This window comes from Gordonia sp. DT218 (assembly GCF_049847105.1).
In the GTDB taxonomy this organism is placed as follows: Bacteria; Actinomycetota; Actinomycetes; order Mycobacteriales; family Mycobacteriaceae; genus Gordonia.
Genome location: NZ_JBNCNS010000004.1, coordinates 550,056 through 570,262 on the forward strand (window position 1 = coordinate 550,056; position 20,207 = coordinate 570,262).

Annotated in this window: 6 protein-coding genes; 4 read left to right on the forward strand and 2 right to left on the reverse strand. The window is 61.7% G+C overall.

Annotation, left to right across the window (positions count from 1 at the left end; genetic code table 11):
- Positions 1-13 precede the first annotated feature (13 nt).
- The 4 genes from ACPXCG_RS17870 to ACPXCG_RS17885 are packed head-to-tail and all read left to right on the forward strand — an operon-like array spanning position 14 to position 15,974.
- On the forward strand, positions 14-2,830 hold the full coding sequence (locus ACPXCG_RS17870; RefSeq protein ID WP_425793361.1) for a DEAD/DEAH box helicase: 2,817 nt from the start codon (positions 14-16) through the stop codon (positions 2,828-2,830).
- A 3-nt stretch (positions 2,831-2,833) separates the two neighbouring features.
- The gene (locus ACPXCG_RS17875; RefSeq protein WP_425793363.1) at positions 2,834-7,552 is read left to right on the forward strand and encodes an Eco57I restriction-modification methylase domain-containing protein; all 4,719 of its coding nucleotides are present in this window, start codon (positions 2,834-2,836) and stop codon (positions 7,550-7,552) included.
- Positions 7,549-13,821: a DEAD/DEAH box helicase gene (locus ACPXCG_RS17880; RefSeq protein ID WP_425793364.1), complete on the forward strand. Its 6,273-nt coding sequence runs from the start codon at positions 7,549-7,551 to the stop codon at positions 13,819-13,821. The genes ACPXCG_RS17875 and ACPXCG_RS17880 overlap by 4 nt, the downstream gene beginning before the upstream one ends.
- Entirely contained in the window at positions 13,818-15,974 is a 2,157-nt protein-coding gene (locus ACPXCG_RS17885) for a UvrD-helicase domain-containing protein (RefSeq protein ID WP_425793365.1), read from the forward strand. Before ACPXCG_RS17880 ends, ACPXCG_RS17885 begins: the two co-directional genes overlap by 4 nt.
- A 22-nt stretch (positions 15,975-15,996) precedes the next feature.
- Here the strand turns inward: ACPXCG_RS17885 and ACPXCG_RS17890 are convergent, their stop codons facing one another.
- Positions 15,997-17,826: an ATP-dependent nuclease gene (locus ACPXCG_RS17890; RefSeq protein WP_425793367.1), complete on the reverse strand. Its 1,830-nt coding sequence runs from the start codon at positions 17,824-17,826 to the stop codon at positions 15,997-15,999.
- An 80-nt stretch (positions 17,827-17,906) separates the two neighbouring features.
- Positions 17,907-20,192: a GmrSD restriction endonuclease domain-containing protein gene (locus tag ACPXCG_RS17895; RefSeq protein ID WP_425793369.1), complete on the reverse strand. Its 2,286-nt coding sequence runs from the start codon at positions 20,190-20,192 to the stop codon at positions 17,907-17,909.
- Between the last annotated feature and the right edge of the window lie 15 nt (positions 20,193-20,207).

Genomic DNA, 20,207 nt, shown 5'->3' on the forward strand with positions numbered 1-20,207 from the left:
AAGGGGCACGACGGTGGCAGATATTGCCGCAGGTGAGCGCGTGATCGTGCGCGACGAGGAATGGCTCGTCCGTGCGGTCCGGGCCACCGAGTTCGACGGAACACGTGTTGAGGTCACGGGCGTCAGCGAACTGGTCCGAGACCAGGACGCGATCTTCTTCGACCATCCCGAACTCGACAGAGTGGACCGGTTAAATCCGAAGGACGGTCGGCCGGTCGCCGACACCTCACCCGGGTTCCGACAGACACGCCTGTGGCTGGAGTCGGTGCGGCGGGGGAGTCCGGTCCCGGCCGCGGACACCCGCATCACCGTCGGGCACCGTGCGCTCCTCGACCGCATGGACTACCAGCTCAGGCCGGCAGCACAAGCACTGCAGAACCTGCGTCCGCGCATCCTGATCGGCGACGCCGTCGGCCTCGGCAAGACGCTGGAGATCGGAATTCTGCTGTCCGAGTTGATCCGTCGCGGCCGCGGTGAGCGCATCTTGGTCGTCACCCCGCGCGCAGTGCTCGAACAGTTCCAGCAGGAGTTGTGGACGCGATTCGCGCTCCCACTCATCCGTCTCGACTCGGCAGGCATCCAAAAGGTCAAGCAAGAACTGCCGTCGTCCCGGAACCCGTTCAGCTACTACAAGCGGGTCATTGTCTCCATCGACACCCTCAAGAATCCAGCGCGATACAAGCATCACCTGAAGAACCAGCATTGGGATGCGGTGGTGATCGATGAATGCCACAACCTGATCAACCGTGGCACGCAGAACAACGAACTCGCCAGACTGCTTGCGGCGCAGACCGACGCGCTGATCCTCGCCAGCGCCACCCCGCACAACGGCAGACAAGAGTCCTTCGCCGAACTGGTCAACCTGCTCGACCCGACCGCCATCGCCGACGCTGACGACTACTCGGCCAAGGACATCGAGCACTTGTACGTTAGACGTCACCGCAACTCGCCTGATGTGAAGCTCGACGTCGCGCACAAATGGAAAGAGCGTAAGCAACCCAACATCATCGGCGTCATACCCACACCGGCAGAGCTGAATGTTCTGCACGAACTCGAAGACGTATGGCTGCATCCCACCGGACAGCCGGTCGTTTCCGGCCAAGGCCGGCAGCTGTTCCCGTGGACGCTGTACAAGGCCTTCCTGTCGTCGCCGTCGGCACTCCGGGCCAGTATCGGACGCCGCATGCGCAACCTGGAGGACGGGTCGGGACGAGAAGCGAAAGCGCTCGCGCGGCTCGACGAGCTCACCTCCGACGCGGAGTCCAACGATCCGGCGAAACTGACCGCCCTGATCGAGTATCTGCAGACGATCGGTGTCGGGAAGAAGTCCGACACCCGCGTCGTCGTGTTCTCCGAACGCGTCGACACACTCAGCTGGCTCCGAGACGAGATCACCAAACGACTCAAGTTCGCGCGTGCGAAGGACAAGGAACTCGCGGCGGTCGAGATCATGCACGCCGGACTCTCCGACGAGAAGATCCAAGATGTTGTCGAGGGTTTCGGGCAGAGCACCTCACCCATCCGCGTGCTCGTCGCGTCCGACATGGCCTCCGAGGGACTCAACCTGCACAAGGAATGCCATCACCTCGTGCACTACGACCTTCCGTGGTCGTTCATTCGCATCCAACAACGCAACGGCCGCATCGATCGGTATGGCCAGCTCCATCGGCCGCAGATCACCGCACTTGCCCTCACCTCGGATGGTGGCGTGACCGACGACCTCAACGTGGTCACCAAACTCCTCAAGAAAGAAGACGAGGCCAACAGGGCCCTCGGCGACGCGGGGGTACTCCTCGACGTCCATGATGCGCGGATCGAAGAAGATACCGTCATGAGGGCGATCCGCGAGGGTAAGGACGTCGACGATATAGTCCCTGACGCCAAGGCCGACAAGCTCAACCCCTTTGCTGCACTCATGGTTTCGGGCGGGCAACACGAAGCAGATCCCGCGCCGGAAACCGCCGAACGGCTCTCGTTCTTCGAGGACGACGACAATTACCTCACCGACGAACTCGCCGACATCGCGACCGCCAAGAGCAGTATCGATCTCGACGTGCACCGTGATCCCGATACAGACCTGATCGCCTTCAACCCTCCGGACGACCTGATCACACGGTTTCGCGACCTCCCCGCTGACTACCGCTATGAGCAGGGCATCGAGAAACGCCTACGCCTCACCGGTAGCGCCGGGTTCGCTCAGGAGCGCTTGGCTCGAGCTCAGAGGGACGAAAAGACCTCCTGGCCTGACGTCCACTTCCTCGCCCCCATTCATCCGGTGCTCGATTGGGCAGGTGACCGGGCGGTCGGCCGATTCGGCCGGAACGAGATCCCAGTCGTCAGCGGAGCCGTCGACGAACCGTTCTTCCTCACCCAGGCTGTGTGGTCCAACGACGCCGGTAGTCCATCGATCGCCCACTGGGGTGCGGTTCGCGGGCTGCCCGACGCACCCGAGGTGCTCGCGTTCGACGACATCGTCGACACAGCAGGGCTCCGAGAGGGCGCGACGAATACGGGAATCGGCGATGACGACATCGAGCGTCTCCAGGACTACGTTCCCGCTGCAGTCGACGCCGCCCTCGCCCACCTCCGCGAACGTCGTGACGACTTCGAAGCCGATCTTCTCGACCGGGTCGAACGCTATCGAACGAGTCTTGAGGCCTGGGAGCAGACGGCGTTGACGATCACCACCGCCGCCGGCAGCCGCAAGAACTCTCGGCTCGAGGTCCAGAAGACAGCGGGCGACTGGAGCGAGATCATCAACTCGCTGGCCGCGTCTGGCGATCCATTCGTCCGCGTCGTGGGTGTCATCATCCCCAGGAAGGGAGTCTGACCGATGTTCGACTCGATCCAGAATGTCAACGACTTCCTCTCGGAGCATTGGCTCGCCGAGGTGTTCCCCGCCAAGCTCAAGGAGCATTCGCGACGGTGGAAGGAGCTGGCGGACCAGGACAAGAAGACGCCGCTACGCGGCCTCTCGTCGATCTCGGGTCGGTATCTGACCGCTCTCGGTGATCTCCCGTCGCCGGTATCAGCTGACTATGTCGGCAGGGTGACCGACCTGCACGTCGAACTCCTGGCCGCCGTCGGATTCGAGGCGGTCCCGACTGTGCTCGAAACCACGCAAGCCGAGACGGCAATCGCAGTGCCCTTGCTCGGGCGCTTTGCCAGCGCAACCAGTACCGATTCCCTGCATATACTGCAAGCGGTTCCGGTCGACAGTACCGACGCGCTCTTCGGCGGGGATGCAGCGCTGATCGATCCTCTCCGCGTTCACATCACCCGCGAGAAAACCGATTCGGTGGACTCGGTTACCGACGCGATCACCCAACTCTTCGTCACCGATGACCCGCCACGCTATCTGTTGGTCATCGCCGGGAGTGCGCTGCTCCTCACCGACGTCGCGCGCTGGGCGGAAGGGCGCTACCTTGCGTTCGACGTCGCCACCGCTCTCGATCGACGAGACGAAAAGGCTGTCGGCGAACTCGCCTACCACGCAGGACTGTGGTCGTCGGACGCATTGCTGCCCGATGAGGACGGAAAGACCGAGCTCGATCACTACACAGAGGACTCGGAGAAGCACGCTGTCGGAGTGAGCGAAGATCTCCGTGAGGGACTTCGCATCTCGATCGAGAAGATCGCCAATGAGGTCCTGACACGCCGACGTGAGGCCGGCCTGTCGGTGGACGGGATTCCGGAGCTACCCCGTGATCTCACCACGCAGTCACTTCGGTTCCTGTACCGAATCCTGTTCCTGCTCTTCGCCGAAGCGCGACCGGAGCTAGGTGTGCTGCCGGTCGGGACCCCTGAGTATGAGTCGGGGTATGGCCTGGATCGGCTGCGCGAGCTGGTCCAGGTACCCCTGACCGGACGATCCGCCGATGGGCATCATCTCCATGAGTCCCTCGATCGACTTTTCCGCCTGGTGAACACGGGCCATAATCCGGGTAGAGAAGACACCGAGGCGATGGTCTTCGAGCCATTGCGCTCAGACCTGTTCGATCCTCAGAAGACCCCGCTGATCGACGGCGAGGGCATGCGGCTCAGTAACCGTGTGCTGCAAGAGGTATTGAATCTCTTGCTCTTGTCCAAACCCTCCAAGCGCAAGAATCGCCAGCGCGGGTACATCTCGTACGCGCAACTCGGCATCAACCAGCTCGGTGCCGTCTACGAGGGCCTGATGTCGTACTCCGGGTTGATCGCCTCCGAGGACGTGGTCGAAGTCGCCAAAGACGGAAACGCCGACAAGGGTTCCTGGCTGGTGCCGTCGACACGATCACATGAGTACGACGAGAAGGACATCGTCTGGCGCGAGGATCGGCTGACCGGCCGCAAGGACATCGTTCGACATGCAAAGGGCAGCTTTGTGTTCCGGCTGTCGGGACGAGACAGACAGCGAAGCGCCTCGTATTACACCCCGGAGGTCCTGACCAAATGCGTGGTGAAGCACGCGTTGGCTGAGTTGATCACCGACGAGACGACCGCGGCCGACATCCTCCAGTACCGGATCTGTGAGCCGGCACTCGGTAGCGGCGCCTTCTTGAACGAGGCCATCAACCAGCTCGCGGCCGAGTACCTGAGCCGGCGGCAGGATGAACTGAAAGAGCGGATCCAACCCGAGGAGTACACAACCGAGCTCCAGAAGGTCAAGGCATACCTTGCGCTGCACCGCGCTTACGGCGTCGACCTCAACTCGACGGCAGTGGAGTTGGCCGAGGTCTCGTTGTGGCTCAACGTGATGCACAGCGGCCTTCAAGCGCCGTGGTTCGGTCTGCACCTCCGTCGCGGCAACTCGCTGATCGGAGCCCGCCGGGCGACGTATGACTTCACCTCGCTCGGGCGCGCCAAGAAGAGCTGGCTCAAGACCCCGCCCACGGATCGCCCATTGCACGAGGGGGCCATCGGTGATGGCGAGATCCACCACTTCTTGCTGCCGGCCGATGGCTGGGCAGCCGTCGCCGACGCCAAGCAGGCCAAGGAACTGGCACCTGACGAAGCGTCTGCACTGCGGGAGTGGCGCAAGAGCGTCACCAAGAAGCCCAGTGCGAAGCAGCTCGATCGGCTGAGGGCACTGGCCACTCGCGTGGAGCGACTCTGGGCGTTGGTGCTCAGGCGCTTGGAGATCAGCGAGCAGCAGATCTCGCGGCAGATCGATGTGTGGGGTGCCGACCTTCCCACCGTTGATAGCGCGGTAGACCGGGTTAGGGTCGAGGAGGAGCTCCACGATCCCGAAGGCCCGTACGAACGCCTACGTCTGGCCATGGATGCCTGGTGCGCGCTGTGGTTCTGGCCGCTCACGGGATCGGTGGAGGACACCGATGACGGGCACCCGGGACCACCTGATCTCGACGAATGGATCGTCACACTCGAAGAGCTACTCGGTGCGGCAGGCGTCAAGAAGGTCGATAAGGCTCAAGGCTCGTTCCAAGACCTCGCTGAAGGGTTCGACGAGCTCGCGCTGATCGATGACAAGGACCGGGAGTTCTCAGGGATGCGTTCGGTCCCCGACCTGCTCGTGCGACATCAGTGGCTGGGAACAGCCCGTACGATCGCGCAGGAACAGGGGGTGTTCCACTGGGAGTTGGACTTCGCGTCGGTGTTCAAGCGAGGAGGGTTCGATCTTCAGGTGGGCAATCCGCCGTGGGTTCGTATCGAATGGAACGAATATGATGTACTCGCCGAAGAACGACCCGAACTAGCTCTCGTCACTTCGAAGACGGTTGCTCGTGAGCGCTATGCGCGAATCAGAGAAGATTATTTCGGAGACGATTCATCACTCGTGAGCTTTATCGAGCAGTTTGCAGCGCATCAGGGAGTGGCCAACTTTCTCACATCCGAACATCGATTTCCCTACATTACTAAGTTGCCCCTGAATCTATATCGGAACTTTATTATTGTCTGCTGGAGCTTGGCGGCACCTTCCGGTGTTACAGGACTGTTGCATCCGGACGACCACTTCTTTCACGACAAGGCTGGGTTGCTACGCGCGAACTGTTATCGAAGGTTACGCCGACACTGGGGATTTGTGAACGAACTGATGCTGTTTCCGGAGATCAGCGATACCAGCACTTATGGGATTCACATCTATGGTTCAACTCAGGAAATCTCCTTCATGCAGGCCGCGAAACTATATCACCCGATGACCGTCGATGGTTCACTGTTGCACGATGGTTCGGGACCGACGCCGGGGTTGCAGCGATTACCATCGGGGTGGGATCTGACCCCGCATTTGAAGCGGATCATTAGAGTGAATTCGTCGACTATCGACGATTGGTCGCGTTTGTTTGAAGAGCTCGGTACTCCGCCGCTACAGGCGAAGATGCCGGCAGCGACCTCCGTCGAACAAGAAGAAGCACTAGAGCTGCTATCCAGATTGCCCCGGATGTCCGAGAAGTACGTGTGGTCTAGGTGTTGGGACGAGGACAAGATCAAATCGCTGGGCGTCGCGCAGTGGGAAACTGCGCGTCCGATGATGCTCAACGATTTGGTTCTTCAGCCGCCCCACTTCGGCGCACTGAATCTCTTCTCCAAACAGCCTATTGAACACTCCAAGGGTAGTTCGGATTACGTAAAGGTAGATCCGGAACTCGTTGGAGAACACTTTGTGCCGCGGTCGAATTACCGATATCTTTTGAGCGAAAGGAAACGTAGCGGCTTGATTCGGAGGTGGTTCGACACTCCTGTGACGGAATTCTGGCGTTTGGCGTGGCGAAGGCGCCTCGGTCAAAACATGGAGCGAACCTTGCAAGTTGCTTTGATCCCGCCGGGTGTTGCGCACGTCGATACCGTGCATACATGCACGGTATCGACGTGCGCAACACCCGTCCATACGATAGAGGATCTGCCAAGGCGACCAGAGGAGGCGAGGAATACTGCGATCGTGGCTGGGCTCTGGGCGTCGCTACCGTATGACTATCTTGTGAAACTGACCGGCACCGGCGATCTGCGCGCCCCAATGGTGGACCGGTTTCCGCTCGTCGTGAAACATGCTGCGACGAACAGTCTTCTGCTGAGAACACTTCGACTCAACTGCGTGACTGACGACTACGCGCCGCTCTGGGACTCACTATACGAGTGCGGTTTCGCTTCAGATCAGTGGACTTCACCATTGACATCGCTACTTGGCCCATTATCAATTGACGAAGAAACCTGGACAACGGAAACGCCCCTCCGCACCGACTTCGAGCGCCGTGCCGCCCTCGTCGAAATCGATGCACTGTCGGCGCTCATGCTGGGCCTGACCGCTGAGCACCTTGCTCTGATGTTCCGCGCGCAGTTCCCGGTCCTCCGTAAGTACGAATACGAGATGTACTTCGATGCCAACGGCCGGAAGATCGCCAAGGATCACCACGCGCAAGGTGTCCGACAGCAGAAGGACGACTACAAACTCCTGCAGGCGTGGATGATCGGTGAGGACTGTGGTGACCTCCTCGATCGGTATACCCCCTTCGCTCCGGATGCGGACCACGACGAACCGTGGTTCTACAAGCCCGACCGTGAGGCGGAGATGCGCGCTGCGTACGCCGATTTCGAACAGAGGCTGGCCGACGCGTGACGAGCGCCGAACCGAGCTTTCCCTCGCTGCTTGCCCAGGAGACACGAGACTCGATCATTGAGTACCTGTCCACGACCTTCGCACTGTCCGATCCGGCGACCCAGAGCTCGCTGAGAGGATTCCTGGCGGATTCACAGACGGGGATCTTCCGCGGCCCCTACCTGAAGATCCGGACGCCCTACCAATCCGTCGGTCAAGGATGGGTGTCGCCATTGGAGTGGCTCCCCACTGGATTTCGTCCGTTTCAGCATCAGGCCGAGGCGTTCCAGCGACTGTCGACCAACGGAAAGCCTGCGCAGCCGACCATCGTCACCACCGGTACGGGCTCCGGAAAGACGGAGTCGTTCCTGCTTCCGCTCCTCGACCACGCACAGCGTGCCTCCGCACGTGGAGAGGAGGGCATCAAGGCGATCATCCTGTATCCGATGAATGCCCTCGTCACGGATCAGGCTCGCAGGCTGGCCGAGTACATCCACGACGACCCGAGACTCAAGGACGTCACCGCGGGCGTGTACATCGGTGGTGAAGGCAAGCGTCGCCATTCCAGCCGCTACGCGTTGACCGATCATCGTGACACGCTGCGGCAGTCGCCACCCGACATCCTCCTGACCAACTACCGGATGCTCGATCTTCTGCTCCTGCGATCGGCCGACACCGCCCTGTGGTCACATGCCGCAACGTCGTTGCAGTATCTGGTGCTGGACGAGTTCCACACCTACGACGGTGCTCAGGGCACCGACGTCGCGATGCTCATCCGCCGGCTCGGAGCAAAAATCGGTGTGGCAGGCGACAGGGGCCCGCTCGGACGGGTGACACCGGTCGCGACATCGGCGACGCTCGGTGGCGGATCGCGGACCACCGAGTTGCGGCAGTTCGCCGAGACCGTCTTCGGAACTCAGTTCGAGCCAGAAGCATTGATCACCGAGAGTGCACTCGCAGCGTCCGACGTCGTCCGAGATGTGGACTTCGCTCTGGAGATCCCGACGGTGGACGACATCCTCCGTACGCCGATTCCTCGATCGTCCGATGTGGACACCTGGGCAGCTCTTGCCGCCGCCATCCTCGGCGGCGCTGGTGGAGAAGCAGCGGGGCGCTCAGCGCTCACCGACCCGGTCGAGATCGGTGAGGCCCTTCGGCGGCACTTCCTCACCCGAGTGGTGATCGACGTACTCGGGGGCAACCCTCGCTCGGTATCGGACGCTGTCACGGAGATTGCCCAGGCAGGAATCCTCCCGTGGGGCGTGCACAATTCGACACGGCCCGGCGAGGTTCAAGAAGCACTGCTGCGGTTCCTCGCGCTGCTGTCAGTTGCTCGGGTACGCGACCAGTACGGGAAGATCCGCCCGCTGGTCAACGTCCAGGTGCAGCTATGGGTTCGAGAAGTCAGCCGGATGGTGCGGGATGTCACGGCCGAACCCGAATTCCATTGGTGGCACGACGGTCCGGGTGAGGGGCCACGCCGACTTCCTGCGGCATTCTGCCGGGTGTGCGGACGAGCCGGCTGGATGGCCGCTACAAGCGAGCTCGGCGACAACCTGTCGGGGGAAGCAACCACAGTGTGGCGCAACAGCGCCCGTGCACACACACGCGCCAAGACCCGAGCAGTGCTCGTTGCCGCGCCAGGGGAAGACGGAGCCGTCCACCTCGATCCGGAGACCCTGGAGATCCAGATCAAGCGCGGTCCGTCGACCATTCCAGTCCTGATCTCCGCCGTCGATGAAGATGCCGCGAACGAAGTATGCCCGTCATGCGGCGCTCGAAACGCCATCCGGTACATGGGTTCCAGCGTAGCCACCCTCCTGAGCGTCGGGCTCACCACCGAGTTCGGGTCGAGTGTGCTCGCCGACGACGAGAAAAAGACCCTGGTCTTCACGGACTCGGTCCAGGACGCCGCACACAGGGCGGCCTTCATCGAAGGGCGCGCCTTCGCGTTCAACTTCCGGTCGGCCTTGTTCAGCTCGGTCGGCGACAAGCGAACGGACCTCGCCACCGCGGCCGAACGTCTGGCCTCGGGTACATCGACCGACGACCTGTACTCGATAGCCCCGCCAGACTTCGTCCGACGCCTGGCGGTTGACGCCGATTGGCTCGATCACGATCCCGGTGGGCGCCTCCGTGGGCTGCTCGCAACACGGTTGGCCTTCCAGAGCCAACTCGAGGCAGGCCTGGGTGCACGGACAGGACGGACTCTCGAGCTCACCTCAGCCCTGTCGGTCGATGTCGACATCGACCTGACGGACTTCGCCACACGCGCCCGGGAGACACATCAGAACCTGCCACAGTTGAGTCTCGCCGAGGCGATGCCGACAGCGCGTTACGAGACCTGGTTGCTCGGGCTCCTCGACCATTTGCGGATCAACGGGGGGATCATCCACCCCTGGCTGGCCACGTACATCAAGGAGGAAGGCAAACGGTGGTCCATCTGGGGAGGAAGCCCGGACGGCATGCCGAAGTTTCCTCGCGGACGTCCCGCGCCGTCGTTCTACACCACTGGGTCTGCGGGTGACACGGACTTCCAATCCCTTTCTCCCAAAGGCGAATCCTGGTTGACGAACTGGACCAGACGCTGTCTGGAGGTCGCTCCGGGAGAAGCGCGAGCGTTGCTCGTCGATGTGATGGAGCAACTCGCCACCGCCGACGGGCCACTCGAACAACGGACCGGTGAACGAGGCTCTCGGATCTACGGATTGCAACCGACATCGATCCTGCTCGATCCGGACGAGGTCTCACAGCTCGAATGTCCCGTATGCCACCATGTGCAGCCATCGTCAGGGGCTCGCGTAGCTCTCTGGGAAGGGGCTTTGTGCCCACGGATGCGATGCAGTGGTCGACTGGGGATCGCCGCGATCGAAGCGACGAACTTCTACCGCAGCATGTACAGCAGCGGGCGGATCAGACGGATCGTGAGCGCGGAACACACCGGCCTGCTCAGCCGGCCCGACCGTGAGGAGGTCGAGGCGCGATTCAAGATCGGTGGTTCCGCGTCCGATCCGAACATCCTCGCCTGCACCCCGACCCTCGAACTCGGCATCGACATCGGCGATCTCAGTACCGTTGCCCTGGCGTCGTTACCGCGATCCACGGCGAACTACTTGCAGCGGGTCGGGCGCGCGGGTCGCTCGACCGGCAATGCATTCGTCATGGCCGCCGTACCCACGTCGCCGCGTGATCTCTACTTCTTCGCCGAACCCGAGCATCTGCTCGCCGGGGAGGTATTGCCGCCCGCTGCATATTTGGATGCCACCGAGCTACTGCAACGCCAGTATTTGGCCTTCTGTCTCGACCGTCTGGCGGGCGGTACCGGCCAGATTCCGCAACCCATGCCGACGAGACTCTCCGAGTGCCTGGAGAAGGGCATGACCGAGGGACAATGGCTTCGTTCGGTGGTCGACTGGTGCGTCGCGAATGCGCCCGAGCTCGCCGACGAGTTCCTGGCGCTCTTCGGTCAGCATCTCGGTCACGAGTCGAGAGAGGGCCTCAGAGCGTTCGCATCCGCTGGGATGCGCGACGTGGTGGCCGCCGCAGCCGCGCGATGGGAGCAGGAGAGCGTCGAGATCCGCACCCGCCTCAACGAACTCGCGGCAACCATGGACCAGATCGACAAGCACGGACACCTTGACGAAAGGGAGCAGGAGGACCGGAAGCGCTGTGCCGGCGAGTTCAAGGCGCTGAGCGATCAACGTTACGAGCGAGGCAAGCTCGAGACGTTGACCGGACTATCCGGCATCGGAATGCTGCCCAACTACAACCTCCTGGACGACTCGACCACGCTCGACGTGCACCTGTGGTGGACCACAGGAACCACACCCGGAGGACGACCTCAGACGGAAGCGCTGGACCTCACCTACGAGCGGGGAAGCTCGACTGCCCTCACGGAGCTGGCTCCCGGGGCATTCTTCTACGCGGGCGGCAAGCGGGTAGAGATCGATGCCGTCGACATCGGACCGTCGTCACGACCACACTGGCGAGCGACCCGGCTCTGCCCCGATTGCGGTTGGGCCACCACCGATCCAGCACCGGTTGCGTCGTGTCCGCGGTGCCATTCGTCGGCGGTGGCCGATTCCGGCTCCGTGCATGACGTCCTCGAACTGCGCAAGGTGTCGGCCGTGCACCGACTCGACGACGACGTGCTCATCGACGAGGACGCCGAAGACCGCACCCGCACGTTCTTCGGGACCATCACCGGCGTCGACATCGAGCCTGCAGACATCGGCACGGCTTGGCGCCTCAGGGAAAAGGCCTTCGGGGCAGAATACGCGCGAGCCGCGCTCGTCCGATCGATCAACACCGGGTTCGGGGACGCCCCCGGAGAAGAGCTCTCCATCGCCGGCGAGACTCGGAATGCGCCGGGATTCATGACGTGTGCCCATTGTGGTGTGGTCGCCAAGCGGGCGTCAGCCCTGGACGACGTGCGCCACAGGGGCTTCTGTGCCACGCGTCGCGGCACCGATCCCAAGTGGGCGCGTCTGCTCCTGGCACATGAACTGCGGACCCAGGCGGTTCGACTGCTGCTCCCGGTCTCGTTGCTGCACTTCGAGACGACGCTGACGTCGTTCAAGGGTGCCCTTCTGCTCGGACTCCGCAAGGACTTCGGGGGAGACCCACAGCACCTCTCGGTGGTCGCATCGAGCATGTCCGACACGTCGGGTGCTGTGCGACGATTCCTCGTCCTGCACGACACCGTCCCCGGTGGCACAGGGTATCTCGACCGATTCGGCGAGCCCGACCGCCTGCGACACATCCTCACGCTGGCGCGCGATGCGCTGGCCCAATGTCCATGCCGTACAGAAGAACGGGAGGCCTGCCATCGATGCCTGTATGGCGTTCTGTCACCGCGCGAGATGTCGAATGCATCGCGAGACTCAGCCCTTCGTCTGCTCGATGATTTCCTCGGAGAGTGGGACGTCGAGAGCATCGATACCGTCACCGGAGTCGACATCGGTTCGGTGCAGCTCAGCGAGCTCGAGATCCGGTTCCGGGAGGCACTCAAGCGCCATCTCGAGCAACGGGACGGCGCGTCGTTCGAGGTGGCAATCGGGGCCAGGGGCGAAGAGCTGGACATCCGGTTGTCGGGCTCAGGAGGCGACACCCGTCGCTGGCGTATGCGCCCACTGGTTCAACTCGTGGAATCCGGTGTCGCCACCGAACCCGACTTTCTCCTCACGCGCGTCGACGCGCAAACCGCTGATGTAGCGATCTACCTCGACGGCAAACAGTTTCACGCGACTGTGGAGAACAATCGGACGGCCGACGATGCTCTGAAGCGTGACGCGCTGCGCCGCGCCGACAAGCGGGTGTGGTCGATCGGGTGGGACGACGTCGCCGCCTTCGAGAGCACATCAGCGAAGATCCGGACGAGGGAACTCCTACACCAGCATGTGAAGAACACTGCAGCCGAGACGGTCTCGGACACGCGTCTGCGCTACATGTGGGACAACCCGATCACATTCCTGGTCGAATATCTTGCGGACCCTGACGCGGATGTGTGGGGTGACGGGGCGGCGGCGACGGTGCTCGCGCTTGTCCCCCAATCGAACAAGCACGGGGGCGAACCGCCGATTCCGACGACGGCCGCCGAACTCGGCGCCACGCTGGTCGGTCTGGCTGAGGGCGGGAACGCCTCGGTGGCAGAGCAGGGGCAGGTGATGGTGGTGCCGCGTGCCGGGTGGAGCGGCCTGCCACTGTGGATCTGCGCCGACCCGAATGAGTTCGAATCAACTCTCGGAGTTCTCACCGTTCTCGACGACTCCGACAGTGAGGTCGGCGGGCCCGCTCACGACGCCCGGTGGCGGGACTGGTTGCGATGGTCGAACATCCTCCAGTTCGTGGCGGTACCGCAGTACGGGGCGGTGATGCCGCGGCGGATGGCGGCCATGTGGACGATTCGATCGCTCGGAGAGTTCATTGCTCAGCCGATCCCGCTCGAAGGAGTAGGCGCAGGGCGCACCGACATCGCGTTCTCGATGACGTCGGAGTGGGAGACGGTACGCAAGTACACCGACCCGAGCGTCTCCGGGTTCGTGGCCGCGCTGGCTCGGAAAGATGTCGCTGTTCCCGAACCGGGTCTCGAGGTCGGCCCGGTCGACTCGGTCTGGCAGGTGGAGTTGGCCTGGGAAGACGACCAGGTCGCCGTGGTGGTGGATACCGACGTCGAACGAGACCGGTGGCTCAAGGAGCATGGGTGGACGGTCAGGATGGTCGATGAGCACAGCGACATCGACCTGGTGGTGGGTGACATCGGTGCGCTGACGACAGGAGGGACGCAATGAACACCCAGGTGCTGATGCATCAACAGTTCGAGGACTCCTACGACCGGCTCGACGGCAGCATTCGCAACCGGGTGTTGAACTTCATGGTCCGACTCCAGAAGGAACCCGACTCGCCAGGGCTGGATCTCAAACATCCACAAGGCGCACCCGACTATGTGCGGACCGCGCGGGTCACCGACAACTACCGTGCCGTGCTCGTCACGTCCGGGGCAGATGGAGACACGGAACTGCTCTCGCTGGTGGCGGTGAGAAAACACGATGACGCCTACGACCTCGCCAACTCGCTTCGGCTGGAAGTCAATTCGAGAACTGGCGCTGCGGAACTCTATCACCAGGTCCAGTTGCAGACTGCGATGGACAACGCGGCGCCGATGGGGGCGGCAGAAGAGAAACCGTTCTTGCCCAGCAGCGTGCGGCAGCTCGACCTGGAACGATTCGGTGTTGCGTCCGAAGTCGCCGAACGACTCACGACGGTCACCGGCGAAGATGCGTTCCTGGCCATCGCAGGCGCACTTCCGGCAACGCAGGGAAACGCTGTTCTCGATCTGGCGTTCGGTAAGAGTCCCGACGATGTGTGGCACGACTACGGCATCGACGACACCAAACCGATCGACGTCAACGACGTCAAGTCTGCGCTGGAGCGACCGATCTCGCGGCTCAACTTCACTGCGGCGGCCGCCGACAACGAGGACGAACTCCGAGCTGTGCTCGAGGGCGACTTCGCAAAGTGGCGTGTGTGGCTGCACCCGTTGCAGAGAAAGCTCGCGTACCACGACGGATGGAACGGACCGTTCCGGATTACCGGTGGTGCCGGCACCGGCAAGACGGTGACCGCCATCCATCGAGCCCGTCACCTCGCCGAGCGACTGGAGAAGGCCGAGTCGTCGTCCAAGGTGCTGCTGACGACGTTTACACGAAACCTGGTCAAAGCCATCGAAGCACAGCTTGTCGAGCTGGCCGGACCGCCGATCCTCAAGAAGGTCGATGTGCAGAACGTCGACACCGTCGCACGTTCGGTGGTGGCAACGACCGACACCGGTCGTGGGTTAGTGCACGGTTCGACTCTCGTGCAGGACACCGATCGTCGTGTGCTCGACCTTTGGCGGGGCGCAGCCCAAGTGTCATCGGGCGACTGGGATGCGGAGTTCCTCGCAGACGAATGGTCGCTCGTGGTGCTCGGTAACGCGATCCAGGACGAGAAGGGCTACCTGCGGGTGCCGCGGAGTGGCCGTTCGCAACGGCTGAGTCGACCCCAGCGGGCCGATGTGTGGTTGGCGATAGAGCAATTCCAGAGGCTCATGCGTGCCGAAGGGCTGATCACCTTCACCGAACTGGCGGCGCGCGCCGCCGCGGCGCTCGAAGCGGACCCGAAGCTGCGAGCATCGTTCAACTACCGTCACGCGGTGATCGACGAGGCGCAGGACCTCCACCCCGCTCATTGGAAGATGTTGCGTGCGTTGGTGACTCCTGACACGGACGATCTGTTCATCGTTGGAGACGCGCACCAGCGGATCTATGGGCGGCCGACACCGTTGTCGAGGTATGGGGTTGAGACGCGCGGGCGGTCACGGAGACTGACGATCAACTATCGAACGAGCAGGGAGATCCTTCGGTGGACATTGAAGGTCGCCGATCCAGAGGTCGATGACCTGGACACCGAGGCTGACACACTTGAAGGGGCGCGATCGGTCTTCGGCGGCCCGGAGCCGGAGACACTCGCGTTCGACAGTGCCGATGACGAGATTCAGGGAATCGCCGATGTCATCAAGCGCTGGAATGCGGAAGGAGTGCGGGCCGCGGACATTGCTGTCTTCGCCTACGAGAAGCGCCATGTCGAAGACATCGCTCAGGCCCTCACCGAGAGAGGTGTCGATAATGCCATTGTTGGCTCGGATACGCGAGAGGAGAAGCTTGGTGACCTCGTCCGCGTCATGACCATGCACCGTGCGAAAGGCCTGGAGTTTCGAGGCGTCGTCCTCGCGCGAACCGGAGACAAGGACTTTCCACCGAAATACGTCACTCGCCTGAGGGGTGATGCGCGCGAACGCGAGATGAAGAAGCTGCGGAGTGTCTTGTACGTTGCGGGTTCGCGCGCGCGGGAGCGGATGGCAGTGACTCACTCAGGCGAGCGCGCGAAACTTCTCGATGAGTAAACTGGCCATCGTGCCAGCATCGCTATTCCGATGCAATGAAGGTATCGAGGTCGTTTGCTAGAACCTCGAGGCCATTGTCTTTTGAGGGGCGAACACGTCCTAGGGTCGCTTGCTGATAGTGAAATCGCTGGTCTGACTCGACGTACTCACCAGCGAGCATTCCGGACGATTCTCGACAACGTTCATCCCACCAAGACTTGCCGTTACCTTCTACCGCAGCGCTAGGATCAAGCGTGGTCGCAAGCCAGTGATCAGGTTCGCCGCCGGGGAGGAACCGAACGTACTTGATTGTCCAATCAATAACTGTTCGCAGGTCGTTGGTGGTGACGCCGCCGGAATTTGCAGGCACATACCTACTGACGGACTTGGTTTCCATTATCCGCTTAACGTGTGCTTCTAGGTCGCACTCTGCAATCTGAGTTGATTCGGGTGGTAGCTCGAATCGCTTGTCTCCGTCTAGCACCAAAAGCACGTCTGTCCTTCCTTCGAGGGCCCAGTCGGGAAGCAATCGACTGCGCATGACCGAGGAGCCGCTCCTATGGAACTTGACGTCAACTGACTTCAGCTTTGCTTCTCCGCCTTTTCTGAGGACGTGGCGGACGATCTCGCGAGCCAGCCTGTCTTCTGTCACTATTGTCTTCTTGTGGAAACTATGTTCAAGAACGACAAATGCTTCTGAGGGGAGCGACTTCTGTGATCGCAAGAAGATCTGGCCTTCAAGCGAGCGGTCAAGGACCTTAATCGCGTTGGGTGGCAGACCTTCGATTATGGCCGGAGAATGTGACGACATGACAATCTGAAGTTTCTTGTCAAGCGCAGTCCTCCGAAGGAAATTCATAAGTCGAAGTTGTGCACCGGGGTGTAGGGACACTTCTGGCTCGTCCAGCAGTAGCAGAGTTCCCGGCTCGCAGGCCCAGACTGCTCGGACCAGCTGAACTACCGCAAATTCGCCACTACCCGCCCAGGCTTCGCTGTACGATAAATCGTCGGTCTTCATCATGGCGGTTGTTCCGGAGGCTTTGAAAGCGCGGTGGCCGACTACCGTGATCTCCACGTAGCGACGCCCGAGAATGTAGCTAATCCAACTCAGCGAGTCCGCGTTCAGCTTGACTGCCGGTTTGATGACGAGTTGTTTTCCACCCGGTTTGTAGCTCCTGAGGCGTCGATCGAGTATCTTTCGAACGATGATGGACTTCTCGAAGAGGAGCTCTTTCCGGTCGCGTCGCTGCCGGGATTGCGCAACGATGTTTCCTCGCGTATTAAAGTCGTTGTGATAGAAGTATTTATCGAATGCTGATATCTCGGATCGAAAATCGAAGTACTCTACTTTCTTCTGAATCTGTTTCCATCGGGATTCGCTTCGATCTTCCGGCATTGGCTCCGGCGCCGGCGGCATCGCCTGCATGCCGTCGCGAACAATGGGTTCGTCGGTTTCAAAGTAGTCCGGCGTGCTCTTACCCGTACGCGAGCTTGTCCGAGCTCGCCTTATTTGGATCACTTCTACGACCCTCTTGGCCGAGGGGGACCACCTTCCATGAACAAATCGGTGCCTCTCGTCATCGGGCACACTGTCGAGTGGGGTTCCAAACCAGTAGTTACCAATATTCTGTCCCTCAGGGCAGCCCTGCAGGGCTCGCAGAATCGAGGATTTGTTCGATCCGTTTGCTCCGATCAAGACTGTGATCGGAAACTGGAAGTCTATACGCAAATCGGTCGCTAGATTCTTGAAGAAAGGAAATCTGATGTAGTGTATGTACGGTTCGTAGTCGCCATTCGACCAAGTGGCCGCCAGCGCATTGTTGCCAGGGATGTTGGCAGGTGCTTCGGCGGCATCGCCGTTCTCGGTCACCACGCACTCACGTTTCCGTCATTCATAGCGACGAGACTATACGGCTGCAGGTTTCACTATTTCATCGGGCTCGCTTCTGGTCGCTAGCCGCCGAACTGGGCCAATCTCAACTGAGCGACGTCCAATTCTTCCTGACTGAACAACTGTGCAAACTGCTTTTTCCTGACCACTTCCTCGATGGTGAGGTCGAGACGCCCCTTCTCCCACAGGATCGAGAACCCATCGGACACCGTGGGTTTTGCCAGAAGAATCCGTGCGGCCTCTAACCCGCCCAACTCCGCGACCATAGCCCGGAACTGCGTGGGGTTGTACCGGGCCTCGCGCTTGCTGCGCTCACAGATATCTACCATCGCGTTGTGGAACTCCAGCGTGAGCGCTTCGTCGGTTGGTGGTGTGGGGGCTCGATGTTTCCCCTCGTTTCGGCTCCCTACGCCGTCGTCGTCATCTGGCGCCTCGCTGAGACTCTTCGCACCAAAGGCCTGAAGGGCGTCGATCGACGTGAAGACCTTGTAGCCAAGCGCTTCGAGTCGGGGCAGGTCGGCCTCCTCAGGGTCGAGCTCCAGTACTATCGGCTCACCCATACCTGGCTGCAGGCCGTCTGGCCAGAAGGCTTCAGCCACTGCCAGGGGAACACCGGTATCAGGATCACTGATCTCCGTGTCCACCCGCGGTTGAGTTGCACCGTGCTCGGTCAGCTCGTCGATCAACGCAATAACCTGCGCTACGCGTGGATCGTCGGAGTCGTCCGGCTCCACAATGGCGACGGCCCTACGGTCGTAGTCATGTACCGGGTGGTCAGCCAGATCGCCGTGGAGGAGCCCGGACATGAAGTTCTCGGCGGCCGTGCCGAGCAGTTCGCGTCTGGCGGCCAGGAAGTCCGGGTAGCGATCGAGGGTCCATAGTCTGGGATCGGTCGGAATCCATTGCGATTCCAGTGCGCCAGGGTGTTTCGCAGCGACCTCGGCCAGATAATCCTCTGGTGCTCGCTTACCGATCTGAATGTTGGTTGCTTGCGTGAGAAAGCAGAAGTTCGCAATCGCGTTGACTTCCGAGCGGTCGTAGCGGCCGCGTAAGTGTCCCTTCGGGAAGATGTGATGGATCTGGAGCGACGCCAGTTTGCCGAGCAGCTCGGCCTTGAGCTCGAGGCCACTGCCGAAGTCGCGTGCCCCAGATGTCCGCGTCAGCAGGTAGAGAAGGGGGTAGAACCGTGATCCTTGGGTCGAACCGTCGAAGTCCTCGGCGGTGATTGCCAGTGACCCGCCTCGCCATCGTCGTAGGCGGTTGATCAGTAGGTCGATGCCGCCCTGACGCAGAGTTTCGTAATCCTGGTTCAGGATGGTTTCGGTCGAGCCGCTGAACCGCCCGCGAAGTGCCGAGTTCACGTACCAGTAGAGAACCTTGTCGCGGTGCGCACCGTCGGCGAAATGGCCTCCGGCCTCGTCGAGGAGCAGGCTGATGACCGGGATGGCATAGCGGCCCATCAGCACCCTGTCGTGGTCGAGTCCCAAGCGGCCGGCGGCCGCATCCAGGAAGGTCCCGACGTGATCGACCGTGCGCTCGAGGCTCGACCGAAACTGTCCGGCGTCGACTTTCTCGAGTGACGAGAACTCGGATCGTTGGACCGCGACCGCTGTGATATTGCGCAGGAGCCAGTCGAGATTGAACTGATAACCGGCCTTGTCCCAGACAGCCAGGTCGTCCCGCATGGTCTGCCGGGCCTCTGGCCAGCTTGCGCAGATGCTGGCGAGCGCAAGGTCGCCCTTGGACAGCTTGGTGCCGCCCGAGTTGACCTTGTTGAAGATGTCCACCACTTCGTCGACGGTGAGGTCGAGGCCGGTGATCTTCTCGATGTTGAAGTCGCGGTCACGAACCTGGTGAAGTCGGTTCAGGCGTTCGAGGTATGCCTGGGCATTGTCAGGGTCCTGCTGGAAGAGCGAGATGAAGGGGCCGATGCCACCGCCCTTGAAGAGCTTGTGGACGTCGACCCATCGCGGGTCCCCCTTCATTCGCGTTGGTTGGTAGAAGGCGAAGTCTTCCGTGGCCACGTTGAAGTGGAGTCCGGTGAACGCGGCGGCGTTTCCCTCGAAGAACGGGGGCGCCGCGCCTCGGAGCACGCCGTACAACGACGTGACACGCTGCTGCCCGTCCAGCAGGAGATGCCGTACGCCGGCACCGGCGATATCGCCGCGGACGGAGACACTATCTGGTGCCGTCTCCCACATGAGCAAGCTGCCGACTGGATACCCGCGGTAGAGCGACCGCATCAGGCCGCGCACCTGATCACGGTTCCAGACGTAGCCGCGCTGGAACTCGGGCAGCAGCACGATGCCGGAATCGATCTCGTCGAGCAGCGTGGACAGTTTGGTCATGGCCTGCCTTTCACT

Coding starts and splice junctions, on each gene's coding strand:
- ACPXCG_RS17895 (WP_425793369.1), bottom strand. CDS start 20,192: ATGACCAAACTGTCCACGCTGCTCGACGAGATCGATTCCGGCATCGTG.
- ACPXCG_RS17875 (WP_425793363.1), top strand. CDS start 2,834: ATGTTCGACTCGATCCAGAATGTCAACGACTTCCTCTCGGAGCATTGG.
- ACPXCG_RS17885 (WP_425793365.1), top strand. CDS start 13,818: ATGAACACCCAGGTGCTGATGCATCAACAGTTCGAGGACTCCTACGAC.